This window comes from Tangfeifania sp., assembly GCF_055108615.1.
On the sequence record NZ_JBSQIC010000017.1, the window covers coordinates 1 to 18,941 of the forward strand.

General features: G+C 42.6%; 20 protein-coding genes. 11 read left to right on the forward strand and 9 right to left on the reverse strand.

The window, feature by feature from the left end; translation table 11 throughout:
• The first annotated feature begins 651 nt into the window (after nucleotides 1-651).
• The 4 genes from ACTCNA_RS05580 (at nucleotide 652) to ACTCNA_RS05595 (ending at nucleotide 3,699) form a co-directional block, all read left to right on the forward strand.
• Nucleotides 652-1,440 (forward strand): hypothetical protein, encoded by a 789-nt coding sequence (locus ACTCNA_RS05580; protein WP_462946912.1) that lies wholly within the window; start codon nucleotides 652-654, stop codon nucleotides 1,438-1,440.
• Nucleotides 1,441-1,547: 107 nt separating this feature from the next.
• Complete coding sequence (locus ACTCNA_RS05585; protein ID WP_462946967.1) at nucleotides 1,548-1,664, forward strand: hypothetical protein; 117 nt, start codon at nucleotides 1,548-1,550, stop codon at nucleotides 1,662-1,664.
• Nucleotides 1,665-2,199: 535 nt separating this feature from the next.
• Nucleotides 2,200-3,417: a DUF2075 domain-containing protein gene (locus ACTCNA_RS05590; RefSeq protein ID WP_462946913.1), complete on the forward strand. Its 1,218-nt coding sequence runs from the start codon at nucleotides 2,200-2,202 to the stop codon at nucleotides 3,415-3,417.
• Between the two features lie 69 nt (nucleotides 3,418-3,486).
• Nucleotides 3,487-3,699 (forward strand): hypothetical protein, encoded by a 213-nt coding sequence (locus ACTCNA_RS05595; protein ID WP_462946914.1) that lies wholly within the window; start codon nucleotides 3,487-3,489, stop codon nucleotides 3,697-3,699.
• Between the two features lie 234 nt (nucleotides 3,700-3,933).
• On the opposite strand, the gene ACTCNA_RS05600 is transcribed toward ACTCNA_RS05595, so the two are convergent.
• The 3 genes from ACTCNA_RS05600 to ACTCNA_RS05610 form a co-directional block, all read right to left on the reverse strand.
• Complete coding sequence (locus ACTCNA_RS05600) at nucleotides 3,934-4,554, reverse strand: LysE family translocator (protein ID WP_462946915.1); 621 nt, start codon at nucleotides 4,552-4,554, stop codon at nucleotides 3,934-3,936.
• A 275-nt stretch (nucleotides 4,555-4,829) separates the two neighbouring features.
• Nucleotides 4,830-5,507, reverse strand: a complete 678-nt coding sequence (locus ACTCNA_RS05605; RefSeq protein ID WP_462946916.1) for a hypothetical protein — start codon at nucleotides 5,505-5,507, stop codon at nucleotides 4,830-4,832.
• A gap of 217 nt (nucleotides 5,508-5,724) precedes the next feature.
• Complete coding sequence (locus ACTCNA_RS05610) at nucleotides 5,725-7,263, reverse strand: acyl-CoA dehydrogenase family protein (protein WP_462946917.1); 1,539 nt, start codon at nucleotides 7,261-7,263, stop codon at nucleotides 5,725-5,727.
• Nucleotides 7,264-7,518: 255 nt separating this feature from the next.
• Between ACTCNA_RS05610 and ACTCNA_RS05615 the strand changes: the two genes are divergently transcribed.
• The gene (locus ACTCNA_RS05615; protein ID WP_462946918.1) at nucleotides 7,519-7,929 is read left to right on the forward strand and encodes a hypothetical protein; all 411 of its coding nucleotides are present in this window, start codon (nucleotides 7,519-7,521) and stop codon (nucleotides 7,927-7,929) included.
• Between the two features lie 39 nt (nucleotides 7,930-7,968).
• Here the strand turns inward: ACTCNA_RS05615 and ACTCNA_RS05620 are convergent, their stop codons facing one another.
• Complete coding sequence (locus ACTCNA_RS05620; protein WP_462946919.1) at nucleotides 7,969-8,292, reverse strand: hypothetical protein; 324 nt, start codon at nucleotides 8,290-8,292, stop codon at nucleotides 7,969-7,971.
• 333 nt (nucleotides 8,293-8,625) lie between these two features.
• On the opposite strand from ACTCNA_RS05620, the gene ACTCNA_RS05625 reads away from it, so the two are divergent.
• Nucleotides 8,626-9,219: a hypothetical protein gene (locus tag ACTCNA_RS05625; protein WP_462946920.1), complete on the forward strand. Its 594-nt coding sequence runs from the start codon at nucleotides 8,626-8,628 to the stop codon at nucleotides 9,217-9,219.
• A gap of 137 nt (nucleotides 9,220-9,356) precedes the next feature.
• Here ACTCNA_RS05625 and tpx read toward each other — a convergent pair whose 3' ends face one another.
• Nucleotides 9,357-9,857 carry a thiol peroxidase gene (gene tpx / locus ACTCNA_RS05630; RefSeq protein ID WP_462946921.1) on the reverse strand — a complete coding sequence of 167 codons (501 nt, stop codon included), beginning with the start codon at nucleotides 9,855-9,857 and terminating at the stop codon, nucleotides 9,357-9,359.
• Nucleotides 9,858-9,983: 126 nt separating this feature from the next.
• On the opposite strand from tpx, the gene dpp5 reads away from it, so the two are divergent.
• A complete protein-coding gene (dpp5, locus tag ACTCNA_RS05635; protein WP_462946922.1) occupies nucleotides 9,984-12,065 on the forward strand; it encodes a dipeptidyl-peptidase Dpp5 in 2,082 nt (693 codons plus the stop codon).
• A 21-nt stretch (nucleotides 12,066-12,086) separates the two neighbouring features.
• Here the strand turns inward: dpp5 and ACTCNA_RS05640 are convergent, their stop codons facing one another.
• Together ACTCNA_RS05640 and ACTCNA_RS05645 are read right to left on the reverse strand one after the other, a co-directional pair.
• Nucleotides 12,087-12,572 (reverse strand): PIN domain-containing protein, encoded by a 486-nt coding sequence (locus tag ACTCNA_RS05640; RefSeq protein ID WP_462946923.1) that lies wholly within the window; start codon nucleotides 12,570-12,572, stop codon nucleotides 12,087-12,089.
• 2 nt (nucleotides 12,573-12,574) lie between these two features.
• Nucleotides 12,575-12,841, reverse strand: a complete 267-nt coding sequence (locus tag ACTCNA_RS05645; protein WP_462946924.1) for a UPF0175 family protein — start codon at nucleotides 12,839-12,841, stop codon at nucleotides 12,575-12,577.
• Nucleotides 12,842-12,985: 144 nt separating this feature from the next.
• Between ACTCNA_RS05645 and ACTCNA_RS05650 the strand changes: the two genes are divergently transcribed.
• Nucleotides 12,986-14,083, forward strand: a complete 1,098-nt coding sequence (locus tag ACTCNA_RS05650; protein ID WP_462946925.1) for a Gfo/Idh/MocA family protein — start codon at nucleotides 12,986-12,988, stop codon at nucleotides 14,081-14,083.
• Nucleotides 14,076-15,560 carry a 4-alpha-glucanotransferase gene (gene malQ / locus ACTCNA_RS05655; RefSeq protein WP_462946926.1) on the forward strand — a complete coding sequence of 495 codons (1,485 nt, stop codon included), beginning with the start codon at nucleotides 14,076-14,078 and terminating at the stop codon, nucleotides 15,558-15,560. Before ACTCNA_RS05650 ends, malQ begins: the two co-directional genes overlap by 8 nt.
• A 65-nt stretch (nucleotides 15,561-15,625) precedes the next feature.
• Here the strand turns inward: malQ and ACTCNA_RS05660 are convergent, their stop codons facing one another.
• Nucleotides 15,626-16,435: an alpha/beta fold hydrolase gene (locus ACTCNA_RS05660; RefSeq protein ID WP_462946927.1), complete on the reverse strand. Its 810-nt coding sequence runs from the start codon at nucleotides 16,433-16,435 to the stop codon at nucleotides 15,626-15,628.
• Entirely contained in the window at nucleotides 16,432-17,148 is a 717-nt protein-coding gene (locus tag ACTCNA_RS05665; RefSeq protein ID WP_462946928.1) for a pyridoxine 5'-phosphate synthase, read from the reverse strand. Before ACTCNA_RS05665 ends, ACTCNA_RS05660 begins: the two co-directional genes overlap by 4 nt.
• A 66-nt stretch (nucleotides 17,149-17,214) precedes the next feature.
• Between ACTCNA_RS05665 and ACTCNA_RS05670 the strand changes: the two genes are divergently transcribed.
• The gene (locus ACTCNA_RS05670; RefSeq protein WP_462946929.1) at nucleotides 17,215-17,880 is read left to right on the forward strand and encodes a CBS domain-containing protein; all 666 of its coding nucleotides are present in this window, start codon (nucleotides 17,215-17,217) and stop codon (nucleotides 17,878-17,880) included.
• A 9-nt stretch (nucleotides 17,881-17,889) separates the two neighbouring features.
• On the forward strand, nucleotides 17,890-18,771 hold the full coding sequence (locus ACTCNA_RS05675) for an NAD kinase (RefSeq protein WP_462946930.1): 882 nt from the start codon (nucleotides 17,890-17,892) through the stop codon (nucleotides 18,769-18,771).
• Nucleotides 18,772-18,941 lie beyond the last annotated feature (170 nt).

Sequence of the window (18,941 nt, forward strand, 5' to 3'; positions counted from 1 at the left end):
GGTTCCGGTTTCAAACAGAGCTACTGCCCAAAGGGGGACGAGGAGCTGCGAATTTGCTGAGTTTGGTTTTTTTGGCCCCGTCCCTGTCCCCCTTTGACGTAGAATGTTGAATTGGAATTGGTTGTTTCCCAGTCAAAGGGGGATTCAGGGGGATTTCGAATTCAATTGTGTATTATTGATTTTACGTTTTGGAAAAATTTTGAATTGCTATTTGCTATCTGAATAAAAATTGTGGTAACTGCCTGAATCCCCCTTTTGTTCCACCTTTGGTTCAGAGTTTTTTTTTCGAACAGTGCCACCGCCAAAGGGGGACGGAGGAGGTGCGAATTTTTGCTGTTGTTCATGTTAGTAACGGCCCCGTCTCTTTTTCTGCGATTATATCCAGCAATTCGACATCAGAAGGAAAATTTCATCGGGGTGCATGCCCGTGTCCTTGCCTCCTCTCCGCCTTTTGTCCTCTGCTCAAAACACAATTCCGGTAGGGTAAGTCAGTTCCTGTGGATAGTATATTATGGAACGCAAATTTTTATTTAAAAATTTAAGTGAATGGAAAGGATGGGATCTCCTTTTTCGATAAAAAAGACTTAACGGTATTAAAATTTTTTTTGAAGTTGTGCGTTCCTGAAACATACAAACAGAAAAAAATTTGCCATGAAGAAAAGTAAAGCATTATCAGTTATTTTGGCCCTGTTGACCATGGGATTTGTTGCCTGCCAGAAGGAAGACATGAACGAGCCTGGCCCTGCTTTCATGGGCGTAAAAATGGTGGCACTAAACACAAGTTATTCGTTGCCGGTTGAAAAAAGCAGCACCAAATCGGCTGTTGCATCCCCTGGCATCGCATGGGATGAAGTGCGTATGGTGGTTTCGGAAGTGGAACTGGAAGCCGAGCTAAAAAGCCTGTTAACACACGAAGATTCCATTGAAATTGAATACAAATGGAAAGGCCCGCAGGTAGTCAATCTGCTGGACTCAACCCAAACTTTCGGTAATTTTATACTGCAGCCCGGTTTTTACGACGAAATTGAGCTGAAAGTGGGAGGGGAACGGGAAGATGCCCGCCCCGAACCTGTATTTTACATGAGCGGAAATTACACCAATGCCGCCGCCGGTGAAACCATTCCGGTGGTGGTGGAAGTGTACAGCGACCTGGAGTTTAAAACCGAAAAGGAAAGCGTGGAGGTTACGGAAGACAACCTGGACATTACCAGCACCATTCAGCTTTACCTTGATGAACTGATGGCCGGAATTTCGCCCGAACAACTGGACAATGCAGCGCTTTCCGAGGGTGTTATTGTCATCTCAGAAGACAGCAACAGCCAGTTGTTTCAGTCGGTTTTGGGAAAACTGGCCGAAGAGCGCGACTGCCGTTACTGGCACAAAAACAAGTACGATGATGACGATGATGATTACTACGATGACGATGATGACGATGATTAAATTCCGGCCTGACAGATAGCTTTGAGCAGGCTGTGAAAAGAATGGCATTCCTGATTTTGAAAGGAGGGATGCCATTTTTTTATGGTTTTCCTTTCCGGTTTTTCCTAATGGATGTACACGACAAAAAAACAAGAAGCTTTAACATGAGCCGCATCAAGGGCAAAAACACTAAACCCGAAATGCTGGTGCGGAAATTTTTGTTTGCCCACGGGTTATGCAATTAATTGCCATTGAGCAGGTGGGCTTTGAGCCACCAGCTCAATCTTTGCACCTTCGCCTGCTGACTTAAAGTTCAGCGGGTGAATAGCAACCCACGATAAAAAAACGAAAAGCTACAACAATCAATTTTTTATGTTACATTTAGGATTCAATTTCAAAATCAACCTATGAACCGAGCTTACTATTCTAATCCATCGAGAGTTTTATTAAAAAATTAGTACCAGAGATTCAAGGGTTACTTTCTGATAATAATGAATTTTCACTGGAACAAACACAAAAGGATTCATGGAAGTATCAAATAATCGATATAAAAAGTTGGGAAGAAGGTCGTTATCATCCAACACCCACAATAGTTGAAGCTGCAATGGCATTATACAATAACCATTCTGTAACAGATATTTCAAGAAGTGATGCCAGCTCAATAAATTTGAGTCAAACTTCCGAAGAAATTGCTTCCATCATAAAAAATTCAAGAGACAAAGCCGAAAAAGCAATTTGTTTTGTAACTGGGGTCCGGGAGCAGGAAAAACTTTGGTTGGTTTGAATATCGCAACTAATCATTTTGATAAAGATAGTGAACTCAATAGTGTATTCCTTTCAGGCAATGGGCCATTGGTGAAAATTTTACAAGAGGCATTAGCACGTGATAAAGTAAAAAGAGCAAAAGAAAATGGCGAAAAATTAACAAAACGAGAAGCACGCAGTGAGGTTCAATCTTTTATTCAGAATGTCCATCATTTCAGAGATGACAGTCTTAGAGATGATAGACTACCAATAGAGCATGTTGCACTTTTTGATGAAGCGCAGCGTGCTTGGACACTCGAGCAAACTGCGAATTTTATGCGTCAAAAGAAAGGAAAACCTGATTTTAATTTTTCGGAACCTGAATTTTTGATTTCTTGCCTCGAACGGCATAAGGATTGGGCGGTGGTCGTTTGTCTTGTCGGGGGAGGTCAAGAAATTAATACAGGAGAAGCAGGAATTACCGAATGGATAAATGCTTTGGAACGTTCCTTCCCAGAATGGAAAGTTTACATTTCAGATCGATTAAAAGATAGTGAATATAATGCGGAAAAAGTGTTGAAGGAAATCCGTCAGAGAAAAGATGTGGTTTATTCCAGGAATTTGCATCTGGCGGTTTCAATGCGTTCTTTTCGGGCTGAAAATGTCTCTTTATTTGTAAAACAAATTTTAGATATTGAAATCTCTTCGGCGCAAATTACGCTTAATCAATTAAAAACAAAATATCCTATAGTAATTACCAGAGATTTTCGAAAAGCAAAACAATGGTTAAAGTCGAAAGCGCGAGGCACTGAAAGATATGGAATTGTTGTTTCATCTCAGGCTCAACGATTAAAGCCTTATTGTATTGATGTTAAATCGCCGGTTGATCCTATTCATTGGTTTCTGGATGGGAAAGATGATGTTCGCTCATCCTATTATATGGAAGATGTTGCAACAGAATTTCATATTCAAGGTTTAGAATTGGATTGGGCTTGTGTCGCTTGGGATGGAGATTTTAGATACAGTTCCGATGGTTGGATTTACAAATCATTCAAAGGCAAAAAATGGCAAAACATCAATAAACCTGATAGAAAACTTTACTTAAAAAATGCCTATCGTGTTTTGTTGACAAGGGCAAGACAAGGAATGGTTATAGTTATTCCAAAGGGTGATGAGGAAGATCCGAAACGATTACCTGAGTTTTACAATGACACTTTTGAATATTTGAAGCAAGTAGGATTCGAGGAAATTTAGCAATCAAGTGAATTGTTACTCATAATCCGTTGTTACACTTCTATTTTTCAACTTCCTTTGTACGAAAAAATGGCAAACAACATTCGTTTCCATTATTTGCATCGCGATTCCGGAAATTATAAAACCTTTGGATTTAAAGATTTTTCAAACCCCAATAATTTATTGTTGGAAGAGGTTAAAGCTAAAATTACCGAAAAGTTGATTAGCAGTGAGTTCTTTTATCCGGTGGAATCCGGAATAGAAAAATTTGAATTTCATAAATATTGCGACGACTATCCATGATATGAATTTGAATTTATTGAAAATGTATCAGGCACAAAACCTGAAAAATCGATTGAAGAATTTATTGGAGGGATAAGTAAAGATTTAAGTTTCAAATAATTTCTCTCCCAAAACCTTCCTTTTTCGTTTGCATCATGAATCTTTTTGATTTTCAACCGGGTGACACGCCACAGTGGTTCAATATGCGGGTGGTTCGGGTCAAAAGAGGTGTAAATCTGAGCGTTTCTTATTCCTCTACAAATACTTCACGCCGTCGTAAAAAAAGAGGATGGAAAACAGGAGCAGGGCAATTCCCAGCACCCGCATGACGATGAGGTAGGATTTTTGGTTCATCAGGAATTTGGAGCGGGCAGCCAAAACCGCCACCGCAATTTTCGACCCCAGCAGCAGCCCGTAAAACGAAAACAGAAAAAGCACCGCGTTGGTTAAACTGATTTGAAAAGCCTCGAAAAGCAGCGGCGTTCCAACGGTTGTCCAGAAAATATAGGGGCTGGGATTTAAAAAGTTGGCAATAATCCCTTTTTTTAGCGATTGCGTTTTTGCTTGCTGCAGGTCGAAATCCGGTTTTTTAACCCGGAGTGACTCCATGCCGAGGTAAGCAATAAATGCACCGCCGGCAAAAGAAATCAGCGCCAAAAAACCATCCAACTCCGACAACTGGTGAAAGATGAATACCGTCAGCAGGATGATGGGCAAATCGGTAATAAGCCAAGAAACTGCCACTTTAATTCCTTCGGTTTGGTTGTGCTTTATGGATTGTGTCAGCACGAGGGTCAGCAGCGGCCCGGGCGTTAATCCGGCCGACAGCCCCAGTAAAATTCCCGCTGAAGTAAAATGCAGCGTATTCTCTGCCATGATAGATTCCCTTTTTGGGCAAATAAAAAATAGACAAAAGTTGATAAAGAGCCACCTCGTCTTCCGCCAGCCGGCGGAAGCCACTCCTCCTTGGCCTTTACTGAGGCTGGCCTGGAGGAGAAATTCGTGCTAACAAACATTTATAGGAATTCAAAATAAAATAGCAGCACGAAAAATCCCCTCCTTGTCAAAGAGGGGTCATCCGGCCAAGGTTACCTGGTAGGCCGGATGGGGGTGGTGGTTTTTGGGATAAGATTTGAAAGCTAACGGCAACTTTATTCTTCTTCACCGTTATCTTCAAACGGTTCCACTGTACATTCATATTTCAGGTTTGTAAATTCGTCCTGTGTAAGCCATTTTTCTGAAATTGTCATTGAATAAGTATTGTTGCCCTTTTTTTGCAGGTTCCACACAATCCCTTCGGCCTCGGGAAAAGGTGCCTTGCCCTCCAGCTGGTCGCTAAATAACCGGTTGAGCAAATTATTTTCCGAAAGGCCCTGGCTCACAGCTTTCAACGCGGTTTCTTTTGTAATCTCCACCGGGGCATTGTGTTCGTCCGTTATTTCGAACTGAACGATGTTTACCTGCAACTGGGGGAACTTTCCGTTATAAGCTTCGTAAAGCAACTGGTTGATGTTGAACAAGTCCTGGTGAAGCTGGATGTCAGTATAAGTTTCAGCGACTTTTACCCGCAGCATTTCGTGCGAGAGGTTATCAATCTGTCCTTCGTTTAAAACATCCGAAAGTTTGTAGTCGAGCAGAATAGCAGCCGCCTCATTGGGTTCATAGTCGGAGATGGCCATAAAAAGGTATTCCTTCAATTCAGTAGTTTTTATTTGTTCCGCATCGGGGAATTCAAATCTTACAAGTAATTCCTTAAAGTCGTCGTTACTCCATGCTCCTTCCAGCTTATCGGTCGATTTTACATCGGTTATTTTTACTAAATACTTCATGCAATAATTATTGTTGGTTTCTACTTATCCAACTCCCGGGAAAGGAATTGGTTCATTTTTTATTGGGCCAGCATAACAATGTGATTTTTATATCTTCGGGGCACTGTGTTATTGTTATTAACGCGCTGACATCACCTCTCCCTGACATCGCAGGCGATGTCTGTCCCTCTCCGCTGGAGAGGGAAAGTCGCAGTTTACTGCGACAGGGTGAAGTAAATTAACCGGTCACAAAATTTAACCAGGAGCTGTTTTCTTCATATTCTTCCACCACTTTTGGTTGCGATTTTACAAACAGTCCGGCCATTAATATTGAAATTTCCTGTTTCAGAACACTGATGCTGTTTTCCGCAATATCCTTTCTGAAACCCTGATCAGTTATATCCGCCACCTGGTTTAAAGCGATAATTCTGCCGGTTATTTTTCCCAGCTCAACCATTTTTCGCTGAGGCAACTCAAAATTGAGCTTAAAATCTGCCAGGTCTTTGATATACGCTGAAGCACGGTTGGTAAGATCAAAATCTTTTAAGAACTGAAAAAGGTTGCTTTCCTTACTCCGTTTCATGAGTTTTACCAGGCTTTCGGAAATCTGGGCGTAAAGGATATCATTGGAACCTTCGAATATCTGAAAGGGCCGGCTGTCGACAGTACCGCGTCCGACAATATGATTTAACTGATAGGCCTTTGCACCTAACAACTGGAGCACTGACTGGGCTGCATCGTGCATCAGGTCGGTAATCACACTTTTAACCGAATTTGCTTCAAGTCCGTGTGAAGTGAGGTTGTTTTCAATTCCGGCCTTTTTGCTGCTGTTGGCACACATGGCTGAACTTATGGTAAACGCTGCCTGAAGTTTCGATAAACGATGTTGTACCTGATCATAATCAAGCAGGCTTTTACCACCCACAAACCGCTCTTTACAATGCGAAATGGCTTCATCGAGCATGCGTTTAATGAACCCCATACCGAGGCCCGGAAAAGTCATGCGGCTCCGGTGCAGCAAGTCCAGCATCATTTTTATTCCGGTTGTTTGCGGTTGCAGGCGCTGGGTTGCCGGTACCTTGACGTCGATACGGTTTCTGCCGTAAGGGATCATATAAAGTCCCAGGTTATTAAAATATTCTTCAACAACGATTTCCTGCTCTGGTTGATGCGCATCGCAGATAAAAAAATCAATATCGCGCTGCAAATCGCCTTTGCTGTTCTTTTTTTTGGCTGTCAGAAGCCAGAAATCGGCCATACCCGAGAGCCCTGCCCAGTGCTTTTTCCCTTTTATGTGGTAATGTTCTTCAGCTTCTGTATAGTGGGTTTGCATATTCAGGGCATCACTTCCAAAGCCGGGTTCTGTTATCATCAGCCCTCCCATGCTTTTTTCTTCCAGAAACCGTTTAAATATTCTTTCCTTTACTTCATCCGGCGCGTATTTGGCAACAGGCTGTAAAAAAAGAGCTGTATTGATGCCAAAAGTAAGAGATAATGGCAACGACTCGTATGAAGCCATTGAAAGTAACGCGATATTTTCGTGCATTAAACCTCCCCGGCCTCCAAATTCGCGCGGGATGCCTACCGAAAGGGGATTTCCCGACATGATTTTCCGTAAGGATGAGGCAGGTATATTACGTTGAAGGCTCAGCCGGTCATGCGTTTCCGGGTCATTAAAAACTTTTTGTACCTTCGATTTTACAGTTTCCAGGAAAATTGAAAAGGGTGTTACTTCTTTTTGAACATCAACAACCATATCATTCTTAAAACTATTCATTAACTGTTTATTTATTAAAGCAATATCAAAATTCAGGATTCTGTTAAAACTAAAACAAACCCACCAGGAGATTGTTTTTTGAGGTTTTTTAAGCAAAACACCTCAAGAAGATTTGAAAAAATGATCTGAAAACCTTCATTTAACGTTGTCAGCGTTACTCTGGCAGATTGAATTAAAAAATGATAATTGCCAGATGTTTGAATTTTAAGTTTGTCTAAATTCGGCAATGCCAAATAGAAACTAAAAACAATATATATGAAACAGGTATTTTCCTTTTTGTTGCTCTGGGTGTTTTTGATGATAATTAGCTCTTGCTCAACTGTCTATATTGCAGGAAAAAAATTTGATGAAACAAAAGTAAGTACTTTGGTGCCTGGAAAAACCAACGAATTACAGGTACTTGAAATGTTTGGTGAGCCTTTTCAAAAAGGGCTGATTAATCAGTTTGAAGTATTTATTTATGAATACGAAGAAAATGAGTTTCCTGCCGATTCCGGACTTGAGGTGTATGTAAATAAAAGACATAAATCTTTAATGATTGTTTTTGATGAGAAGAATGTGATCAGGTATTTTACTCATAATGTACCGTTATCAACTGGCACGTTGGATATGATGATACTAAAAGAAGAAAGCATCAGGCAACAGCAGGATGACGATAATATTTGAAAAGACCTGGCAGATAGGATCGCGGAAAGCGATGCCAACTTAATCATCCGATTTTTTGCTTCCCCCTTCCGACTTCCGGCTCCGGTCTTCTGTCTTCGGGCTTCCTTCTTCCGACTCCGAACTCCGGTCTTCGGCCTTCTTCCTGAAATAGCGTTCCGATTTGCCCCACAATTTACCGGCTCCCCTGAAAAGCTTTTTGGTGGCTTTTTCAACTGACTTGTCGGCTTTCCGGTAGGTGTCACTTTCGTGTATCTTTTCCGAGGTGTCGTCGATGAACTCCTCTGCTTTGTCAATCCACTGGTCGGTTTTTTCCTGAAAAGTTTCCTTTTTCTTATCCGGTTCCTTGTCTTTGCTTTGATTCATGCGTAATTTTTTCTAATATTATTTGCTTCATTCAAAGATAGTAAATAGCCGGGACGAAGCAAAAAAACTACCTGTTTGACGGCTGGTACAGGTAAAAACCCCATGAACCTTGCGGAAATGAATTTGTAAAAATGGTGAATACAATATTTTTTCATTTTATGGGTTTGCTTTTTTGAGGACGTGATAAAATAGTGATGCAATCACCGGTTTGGCGTTTTGCATTCGGCTGACCGGAACTAATATCATTTTTATTCGTAACTTGTTTAACAGAATTTCAAACAGATGAGAGCCAAACGTTATTTCAATTTTTATAAACCTGAATATTTTAAAAGGATGAAACGAATTAATATTCTGCCGGTTTTACTGATATCCCTGTCGGTTTCGGCATTTGCCCAGAAAGACATTAATGCCTGGAAGAGCGAACCAAACATGGAACAGCAATTTGAGGTGTTTAAAGAGAATGTCAATTTTTGGGACGGGAAATACTTTATGACCCCGCCCCAGATAGATGCCTTTTTTAACGCTGTGAATGATACGGTTGCCGAGCTTGAAAATGAAATAGCTACCCAGGCGGACCGGATAAATTCGCTGGAAGAGGAACTGGCTCAAACCAACCGGAACCTGGAAGATACCCGGAGTGAGCTGGAAACCAGTATTGAAAACCGAAACTCACTTAGCGTTTTGGGCCTGAATGTAGGGAAAGGTGCCTACACGCTTACCATGACCGTAATTATTCTGGCGTTGCTGGCATTGCTGGGTTTTTTATTTATGCTTTACAAACGCAGCCACAGCGTCACCGCCAGGACTAAAAAGGATTACGAAGATTTGAAAGAAGAGTTTGAAACGCATAAAAAGAATGCACTCGACCGCTACACTAAAATAAATACCGAACTGCACCACACCCGGATGAAACTGAAGAACAAGTAGGAATTTTTTTTCTTCCCGGGCAACCCATCTGAACACTATTGCATCTTAATCGGTAAAAAAGAAACCCGCGCCACAAATAAATGCAGTACGGGTGAACCATAATTCAAATAATAATTCAAGACTATTCCGGAGGCTAACTATTTCAGAGCTTTCAGAACGTCTTCGTAATCGGGTTCGTCAACAATTTCAGGAACCTGCTGGGTGTAAGCCACTTTCCGGTTTTCGTCGAGTACAATTACAACTCTCGAGTGCAGCCCTTTCATGGGGCCATCGGCAATTTCGAGGCCGTAATCTTTTCCAAACTGTCCGGTTTCAAAATCCGACAGAGTAACCACATTGTCGATGCCTTCGGCACCGCAAAAACGGGCCTGTGCAAAAGGCAAATCGCGCGAAATGCAGAGAACATCGGTGTTGTCGAGCCCGGCAGCTTCTTCATTAAAACGGCGAACAGATGCCGCGCAGGTACCGGTGTCGAGACTCGGGAAAATGTTCAGAACCAGTTTTTTTGCTTTGAAATCGTTTAAACTAACCCGCGACAAATCGTTTTTTGCCAGCGTAAAATCTGTTGCTTTTTCACCTTTTTGTGGCAGTTCGCCAACGGTATGAATGGTATTTCCTTTTAAAGTTATTTGTGCCATAATATTTGTTTTTTGATTTCTGTTAACAGAACACATTCGGGGAAAGAAAGTTTATTGTTTGGCAAATTTCTTAATCAGCAAAAAGCTTTTAATTTTAAGGCCTGGTTCAATTCAAAAATTTTAATTATGCGTAAGTTCCCGGTAATTATTTTGCTTATGGTTTTATTTGCTTGTTCAGAAAAAGAAAATATTGTTGAAGAGCAGGGGTATGTTTCCAAAACACCCGATCTGTCGGCTGGTGTAATGACACCCGAAATCCTCTGGTCGTTTGGCCGGGTGGGAGGGGCCCAGGTTTCGCCCGACGGAGAAAATGTTTTATATTCAGTAACGTACTACGATATTGAAGAGAACAAACCGTACAACGATATATACAGCGTACCTGTTGCGGGCGGCGAACCGGAAAACCTCACCCGGTCATCGGGCAACGAATCGGGGGCCATTTGGCGGCCTGACGGAGAAAAAATTGGCTTTCTTTCAGCAGCTTCGGGCAGTAAACAACTTTGGGAGACGGATACTGACGGCTCCGGCCTTCGGCAGGTTACTGATATTGAAGGTGGCATTTCAGGTTTCAACTACTCGCCCGACGGTTCAAAAATATTCTATATAAAAAGTGTGAAGCTGGATGAAAATGTCAACGACATGTATCCCGACCTTCCAAAGGCCAATGCCCGCATTGAAACCGACCTGATGTACCGCCACTGGGACAAGTGGCACGATTATACCTACAACCACATTTTTGTGGCTGATTATTCTCATGGAAAAGTGGGCGAGGGAACTGACATTATGGAAGGCGAACGTTACGACTCGCCTATGAAACCTTTCGGCGGCACCGGCCAGATTGCCTGGAGTCCTGACGGGAAAACACTGGCCTATACCTGCAAGAAGAAAACCGGCAAAGAATATTCGCTTTCTACCAATTCCGATATTTATTTTTATGATGTGGAAACCGGTGAAACCACCAATTTTACCGAGGGAATGATGGGCTACGACAAAAATCCGGCTTTTTCGCCCGATGGAAAATACATGGCCTGGGAAAGCATGGAACGCGACGGCTACGAATCAGACAAAAACCGGCTGTTTGTAGCAGATCTCGAAACAGGGGAGAAGACAGATTTTTCAGAAGGGTTTGATCAAAACGCCAGCGGATTGAGCTGGAGCAACGATGGGCAATCTGTCTTTTTCATCAGTAATATTCATGCAACCGATGAGATTCACCGGCTGGATTTGGCTGACGGTTCCATTACCCGCGTCACCGATGGAATTCACAATTACCAGTCGGTTGAACAGGCAGGCAACCAGCTTGTAGCTCAAAAAGTATCGATGTCGCAGCCGGCAGAGCTTTACCGCGTAAACCCGCAAACCGGAACCGACGAAGCCATTACTGCTGTAAACAAAAACATTCTTAGCCAGTTGACCATGGGCAAAGTTGAAGAACGCTGGATGGAAACTACCGACGGCAAACAGATGCATTCGTGGGTAATTTATCCGCCTGATTTCGATCCGAACAAAAAATACCCGGCGCTGCTCTATTGCCAGGGCGGACCGCAGGGCACCGTGAGCCAGTTTTGGTCGTACCGCTGGAATTTCCAGATGATGGCAGCCAACGGGTACATTGTTGTGGCACCCAATCGCCGCGGGTTGCCCGGTTTCGGCCAGGAATGGAACGAGCAGATTTCGAAAGATTATGGCGGGCAGAATATCAAAGACCTGCTAACGGCTATCGATGAAGTGGCCAAAGAACCGTTTGTAGATAATGAACGGCTTGGAGCAGTTGGGGCCAGTTACGGAGGATTTTCTGTTTATTATCTGGCCGGTCATCACGACGGACGTTTCAATGCTTTTATCTCGCACGACGGCATGTTCAACTTCGAGCAGATGTATTCCACCACGGAGGAGATGTGGTTTGTTAACTGGGATATTGGCGGTCCCTTCTGGGAGAAGGAAAATAAGGCTGCCCAGCGTTCGTACACTTTTTCGCCACATAAATATGTACAAAACTGGGATACACCAATCCTGGTCATTCATGGCGAAAAAGATTTTCGTGTGCCGCCGGGGCAGGGACTGGCAGCTTTCAATTCGGCAGTGTTGCGCGATGTGCCGGCAAAATTGCTCTATTTCCCGGAAGAAAACCACTGGGTGCTGCAACCGCAAAACGGGATTTTATGGCAACGCGAATTTTTTGGCTGGCTCGATAAGTGGCTGAAGTAAAATACGTTTGCTTCAACGTCTTTAATTTATTGGCGCTTCCCCCGTTTTTGAAAGGATTTCGTTTAGGAGTTTTCTTGAGAAGTATCTTTCGTTTTTCTGCCATACTTTAAAAATTGATCGAAGATCTTGAATGAGTCCTTTTTGTTTGGCCTGGATTAATAAACCAACAGAACCGATGCAATTTACACCCAATGATTCGGCCATGAGTCGTGCTTTTTGGTCGTCGATTAGAAGATAATTTGCGTTCAGTTCCTGATACAAAATTACGGATTCAGATTCGCCATAATCCATAAGCAGAGAAAGCTGATTTTTCGATTTTATTTGTAAAATATGCTTTTTGAGCATTGTTTTGTACTTCTCTGGGAAGGCCGGATTTTCGTATTTTTCAAGCTCCTCCCAAACAGCCCGGGGAATGTAAAATTCGTCGAATAGATTTTCTATAATTTCTATTCTATCAACTATTCCAAGCGAAATTAAAACCCCTGTATCAGCAATCACAATCTTCATAATTACAATTCCTGCATTTTTTCTACATCATCAAAAATCTGATCAACTTTTAATTCAGAGATTGAAACTTTATTTTTTGCCAATAATTTTTCAAATTCAAAACGAGATAATCCTGAAAGTTGAGTTGCTTTTCCAATTGTCAGTTTCCCCTCTTTAAATAACATCATAGCTATTGAAGCTTGAAAATGGGATTTAATTTCCTGTTCTGATTCATTCAGTACAATCATTAAATCAGAAGGAATTTCGATTGGTATGGTAATATGTTTCATATCTCTTTTTTTTCAAAGATAGTGAATTGATTACAATTTTTTCCTGTGGGTTTTATTCTTGTATAATTAGAATTCCTGAATGTGGAAAAATTGTCCTTTCTCTCCATTTCACTATTTTTGAGAAAAATTTAGAAAATAAACTTTATGCAAAAAATACATATCGGATTTTTAGGTGCCGGCGGAATTGCAAGGGCTCATGCCTACGCCGGCCAATCTTTAAAGTTTTATTACAACGATGCTCCGGACCTGGTTTTTGAATCGGTGGCATCGGCCAGGGCTGAAAGCCGCGAAGGTTTCGCGGAAAACTTTGGGTTTAACAAAGCACAGTCGGTAGAAGAGTTTTCGAAAAATGAAAACATTGAAGCCGTTTTTATCATGGGGCCGAACAGTGTCCATTTCGAGCACCTGAAACTGGCACTTGAAATGCCAAACGTAAAATTAATTTACCTTGAAAAACCGGTGTGTGCATCTCTTCAGGAAGAGAAGGAAATGAAAGTCCTGCTCGGGAAAACCGGCAATTCCGTAAAAATCCAGGTAGGATTTCAATACCTGCAAACTTCGGCAGTGCGCGAAGCGTTGCAGTTTTGGCAAACCGGCGAACTGGGCAAACCCATTCATTTCGACCTGAAATATTATCATGGAGATTATTTACAGCCATCGTACCGCGAGAAACGCAAAACACGGCTGACACCCGCACCCGATGGCGGCGCTATGGCCGATTTGGGGTCGCATGGCATCAGTTTGCTTATGGCTTTTATGGGCGAAAATATGCAAATAACCAGTGCTTTGCAGGGAGGTGAATTTAAAGATGTGCCCGCAGGTTCCGATCTTTTTAGTTCGCTGTCGATGGTTGAACCGCAGTCGGGAGCAGTGGGAAACATGTCGGCCAGCCGCATCAGCTCGGGTACCGGCGATTTGGTGCATCTCGAAATTTATGCTGAAAAGGGTGCGCTGCGTTACTCTTCGTATAACTCGGAATATTTTGAATACTACCTGGAAGGCAGTAATCAGTGGGTGAAAAAAATGGTGGGCAGTAATTACAAGCCGGTTGCCAGTTTCCCGTCGGGGCACGTGCCTCCCGGTTGGCTGCGCAGCATGGTTCATGCACACTACCTGTTTTTTACCGGTAATGACGAAAAAGCATTCACCCCCGATTTAAAACACGGACTGGCAGTGCAGCGCATTGTTCGCGAAACAGCTGATCATTTGTCCACTTTCAGGAAAAATTATAAAAATGGGTGACCGACAAAGCGGAATTCTTTTACATATCACCTCGCTTCCCGGCCCGGAAGGGATCGGTACACTTGGAAACGAGGCTTGTCGTTTTATTGATTTTCTGGCAGAATCAAATCAAAAACTTTGGCAAATATTGCCGCTGGGACCGGTTGGGGTCGGAAATTCACCCTACCAGTGCTTTTCAGCTTTTTCCGGAAACCCACTGCTAATTGATTTGGCCTCGTTGATTAAAGATTCCCTTTTGACACAGGAGGATTTAGCAAACCGTCCAACATTTTTGAGCGCACGGGTTGATTACGATCGCGTTGAAAAGTGGAAGAAACCATTGTTGAAAAAAGCATTTGAACGCTATCAAAACAAACGGCCCGAAAAACTGGAAATTGAATTTGTCCGTTTCTTAGATGAACACAACTGGTGGCTGCACGATTACGCGTTGTTTATGGCTATTAAGGAACATTTTAACAACAAAGCCTGGGGTGAATGGGACGATGAACTGAAATTCAGAAAAAAAAGTGCACTGAAAAATTATGAGTCATTGCTTTCGGATGAGATTGGTTATATAAAGTTTATTCAGTTTCTCTTTTTCAGGCAATGGTTTCAGCTAAAAATTTATGCGAACCAGAAAGGGATAAGCATCATTGGTGATTTGCCGCTTTATGTATCGGGCGACAGTGCAGATGTGTGGTCGAATACTGATATTTTTCTGCTCGATAAAAACCTGAACCCACAAAAAGTGGGCGGCGTGCCCCCCGATTATTTCAGTGAAACCGGCCAACTGTGGGGAAATCCGGTATTCGACTGGGAAAAGCTCGAAAAACGTGATTTTGACTGGTGGCTGGCACGCCTGCATTTTAACCTGAATTTGTTCGACCGGGTGCGTATCGACCATTTCCGGGGGCTGGAAGCCTACTGGTCGGTGCCGGCAGAAGACGAAACGGCAATGAACGGTGAATGGGTGCCTGCCGGAGGTTTTAAACTGCTGAAAAAGTTCCGGGACCAAATTGGCGAGTTGCCATTAATTGCCGAAGACCTCGGTTTTATTACTCCCGAAGTGCATAAATTGCGTGAAGATTTTGGTTTGCCCGGAATGAAAGTGCTGCAGTTTGCTTTTGGCTCCGACGAAACAAACATCAACCTGCCCCATAATTATTCGACCAATTTTGTGGTTTACACCGGCACGCACGACAACGACACTACATTGGGCTGGCTGGGGCAACTGGAAGGGGAAGAAAAAGAGATGGCACGTGAGTATATAGGAAAATCGCGCAAAAAAGCGCTGCACAAATGTGTTGAAATGGCCTGGGCATCGTGTGCAAAAATGGCTGTTGTTCCCCTTCAGGATGTGCTGGAGCTGGGAACCAAAGCCCGGCTTAATACCCCGGGAACATCAAGTGGAAACTGGAAATGGCGTTTCAGGTGGTGGCAATTGAAAAACAGGCACCGCAAATTTTTGAAAGAGCTGACTAAAAAGTATAACCGGTAAATCTTGGTTGGCGCGAATTCCGATTTACGCATAGGAACCTTATCCAAAAATGAATAGTTGCACTGTTAACAACATTTCATCACTGCATCTATAAACTCATTGGGTTTTTCGGCGTGGAGCCAGTGGCCGGCACCGGGAATGTCTTTAATACTGGCTTCGGGGTAAATTTTTCTGATCAATTCAAAATCCTCGTCCATAATGTAATTAGACTCCAACCCACGGATAAAAACTACCGGATAGGTTGTAATCGGGATGCGGTCTTCAAACCATTTAAGATTAACGCCACCAACAATTTCATCGAGGTATTCGTACAAAACATCTACATTTAAACGCCAGCGGTATTTTTTTGTCTTTTTGTCTTTCGTTACATTTTTCAAAAGAAACTGCCTGATGCGCGAACTGTCAATTCGCTCTGAGAGGAGTTCATCCACCTCTTTGCGTTTTTTAATTTTGCTGAAATCCAGCTCCTGCATGGCCAGTAAAATATTGCGGTGCAGGTGATACTGACTGCTGTCTTTGTGCTGCGTGTAATCTTTTGGGGCAATGTCGGCAATGACCAGTTTCTCCACTTTTTCGGGGTAATCAGCCGCAAACCACATGGCTGTTTTCCCGCCCATGCTGTGCCCGATTATTATTGCTTTTTCAATCTCGTGTGTATTGAAAAATTCAGCCAAATCATCGCGCATGGCATCAAAAGACTGCTCATCGGCAAACGGCGATCGTCCGTGGTTGCGCTGGTCAATCATGTAAACTGTATGGTTTTCGGCAAGACGTTTGCCCATGTTCATCCAGTTATCCGATGAACCATAGAGGCCGTGTATTACAACTATTACCGGTCCTTCTCCTTCTCCTTCTTTCCTGTAATATAATTTCATTTTTTTAAGCAATCGAGGTATTTTTGAATGGTGGTTTCCAGTCCGAAGTAAAGAGCATCTGCAATTAGCGCATGGCCTATTGAAACTTCTGCAATGGTGGGGATGTTTTTATACAGGTAATTCAGGTTTTCCAGGCTGAGATCGTGGCCGGCATTAACTTTCAGTTCCACGTTTTCAGCAAATTTTGCTGCTTCAATGAAAGGTGCAATGGCTTTGTCGCGGCCCAGCGGATAAAGGCGTGCATAAGGTTCCGTGTAAAGTTCAATGCGGTCGGTGCCGGTTTCGGCTGCGCCTTCAATGGCTTCCGGATCAGGGTCAACAAAAATGGAGGTGCGGATTCCGTTTTCCCGAAGCCTTGCAATAACTTCTTTCAAAAAAGACAGGTTTTTCCAGGTATCCCATCCGTGGTCGCTGGTGAGCTGGTTATGCGTGTCGGGCACGAGTGTTGCCTGGTCAGCTTTAACCTCGGTAACCATTTTCAGGAAATCCTCGCCGGGATATCCTTCAATGTTAAATTCTGTAGTTATCAGTGGCTTGATTTCATAAACATCTTTGCGGGTAATATGCCGCTCGTCGGGGCGCGGGTGGACTGTAATTCCCTGGGCACCAAATTTCTGGCAGTTAACTGCTGCATCTTTCACACTGGGAATTTCCCCTCCCCGTGAGTTTCTTAGTGTCGCAATTTTGTTTATATTTACGCTAAGTCTTGTCATCACAAAAAAATTAGTGTCGCAAGTTACAATTTTTCATTTTGAAAGGATAATTTAAAACAGAGAGAATTGCTGGCAAATAAATTAATATCAGACGTTATTACTCCGGCGCAGAGTACCGACAAAGGCCAAAAGGTGTTGAAGTCCATGGATGTTTACAGGGTATCGCACCTGCCGGTAGTAAAGGGAAACAGTTATCTTGGACTGGTTTCCGATAAGCTTATTTATGACCTGAATTTGTTGAATGAGCCCGTTGAAAAAGAAGCCGCAAAATTTAACAGTACCCACGTTCATGAGGATCAGCATATTTTTGAAGTAGCTGCATTAATGTACAAACTTAAACTGAGTGTAATTACCGTGCTTTCTGCCGGTCACGACTACCTGGGGGCCATTACACTTTATGATTTGGCAAGGCGTTTTGCACGGTTTTTTTCGCTGCAGGAAGTTGGCGGAGTAATTGTTCTGGAAGTTAATGAGAACGATTATTCACTTGCCCATATCAGTCAGATTGTGGAAAACAACGACACCAAAATTCTGAGTTCGTTCATGGATCGCATTCCGGGGACCCAAACCCTCGACATTATCCTGAAACTCGACAAGGAAGATCTTTCACCGGTAATTCAAACTTTTATGCGTTACGATTACAATGTGAAAGGCGTGTACCTCGATCATTCCATGCTTAGCGATTTATACCTCGATCGTTATGATCAGTTTATGAAATTTATGAACATTTAAAAAATATTGATGCAAGTTGCCGTTTTTGGAATTTCCGTTCCCGAAAGTTTTTTACCTGTTTTACAAGAATTTTTTGGTTTTTTTGAAAAGGAAGACATTGAAGTTCAGCTTTTCCGGCCATTTTATAATTTCCTGACCGAAAACCTTGGAACAAAACCATATTTCACCTCATTTTTTGAATCATACGCCGATTTCGACACTGACAACAGTTTCATTTTCAGTATTGGTGGCGATGGCACGTTTTTGCACTCGGTAGTTAATATCCGCAATTTCGATATTCCCGTTGTTGGTGTAAACAGCGGACGCCTCGGTTTTTTGGCCGATGTATCGAAAGATCATGTCCAAAGGGCACTTGCCGATATTTTCAATAATAACTATTCTGTTATTGAACGGTCGTTGCTTCGGGTGGAATACAATAATGGTGACACTCCTGAATTTAACTATGCGCTCAACGAGCTGGCCGTGTTTAAGTCAGATTCTTCTTCAATGATTAGAATTACCTCGATGTGCGATGAGGTGTTGTTGAATAATTACTGGGCCGATGGATTGATAGTTGCCACGCCAACCGGCTCAACTGCCTATTCGCTAAGTGTTGGCGGGCCAATTCTCACGCCCGATTCCGAGAACTTTGTGATTACCCCGCTGGCACCTCACAATCTTACCATCCGCCCGGTTGTAGTCCCCGATAAATATGAAATTAATTTGAAGGTTGATGGCAGGGGCACCCATTTTCTTACATCGCTCGATTACCGTTCGGAGGCGGTTGAATTTTCCACCGAACTGAAAATTAAAAAAGCAAACGTTACATTAAAAACACTTCAGTTTCCCGGGCAGAATTTCTTTAATACGTTGAGAAACAAGTTGATGTGGGGATACGACAAGCGAAATTAAATATTCCGGCAAGCTTAACAATTTTTAATCTTTCTTTGGGTTTTATAATAACATTCGGGTATGTTATTTTTAGAATTATATTACTTTTGTACCTCTTGAAAGCTGAATAATAAAGGGGAAAGCAAGGTAAGTTCGTTGAAGTCAGGTGGTTGTGAAAGTTTTTTCGCGTT